1 protein-coding gene is annotated in these 1310 nt (G+C 52.5%); it reads right to left on the reverse strand.

Annotation, left to right across the window (positions count from 1 at the left end; translation table 11 throughout):
- The coding region (locus ETR37_RS17440) for an IS1634 family transposase (protein WP_129447585.1) at positions 1–1132 on the reverse strand (1132 nt) is incomplete at its 3' end.
- Between the last annotated feature and the right edge of the window lie 178 nt (positions 1133–1310).

Below are 1310 nucleotides of genomic sequence, written 5' to 3' on the forward strand. Positions count from 1 at the left end.
CCTCGGGTTCCGCCCCTTTTTTCGGCCGTCCGCGCCGTTTTTTCGGGCGTACGATCTCTTCGACCGCGGCCTCAACCCGATGAAACCGGGGGCGAAGGGACGCCTTGAGGGACGCCAAGGCTTGTTCGGCATCTTCCCGGCAGGAGAAAGGGTGGCGCTCCCAATGGGCTTGTTCCTCGCGAAGAAGCTCCGCTTCTTTGGTTCGTTCTTTTTCGAGCGTCTTTCCTTTTCGCTGGTCGAGCGCACTCGATTCGACGACGATCAGCCGAACGGGGTGGCCTTCATAGGTGGAGGATGTTTCCCATACCCGGTACGTGGCGCCGTTTCTCTCCGCCAGGGTAAAGGGTTCGCTCCACGGGATGTGAGGCGAATCGGCCTCCGCTAATGCCCGTTTCACGATCCGAAGCGACGAAGGGCCTCGGGTGATCAAAAAGGCGTTGGCCGCTTTGGTTTGCGCCAGAGTGTCTTTTGTCATCGCGGCGGAATCGGCCACGTAAATCCATTCGTCTTCCATCTTGGCTTGTTTGAGCTGTTCGTGGACACGGGACAGCACCTCCGGATTCCACGTTTTGTCAGGCAGGTTGCCGTCGTGCACATCGCCGTAAAACGGGATGCCGTCCTCGTTGCCGACCAGTCCGAAGCCGATCTGTTTTTGCCAACGATGATGGCGGTTATAGCCATGTGTGATCTGCAAAGCCTCTAATGAGGCCGATTCATACGCGCCGTAAACCGTCTTGTCCGTCGTATCGGCGTGAAAGGCTCGGAGGGAAAGGCCTTCTTTGCGATAAATGTGAATCAAGCAAGTGCTGATCACCTTGTGAATGTCGGCCTCATACAAGCGGTCGAGATGACGAGCCAAGGCATCGTCGTTCAACCAGGAAGGATGGAGACCGGGACGGATGAGTTTCTCTAGATCGATCTCCTGAGCCCATCGTTCCACGTGAACGAGGGCTTGCCGGCCGTCAAACAGATTGTAGATGATGGCCTGAACGGCATCGCTGACTCGAGTCTGGCACTGTGGATCAACGGGAACGAGATGGTCAATCAATTGGGGCAGGCCCAGTTTCTTGAATAGGGCACTTATTATATTCAAATAATCATTACGATAGACCTTTTTGACTTGAACGTTCATGAGAGAAAAACTCCTTCACTTTCCTTGTGTGTCAAGGATTCATTCGACATCGGAACGAAAAAATCCTCCCGATTTTCGTTGGGAGGGTGCGAAATGTGAGTTATACAATAAAAAAGAAAAATAATTAATGACACATAATGGTTAAATTTTCGATTTAAAGTACATCGCGAAGTAAATA

The organism is Geobacillus sp. PK12, assembly GCF_004123125.1.
Taxonomy (GTDB): Bacteria; Bacillota; Bacilli; order Bacillales; family Anoxybacillaceae; genus Geobacillus; species Geobacillus zalihae.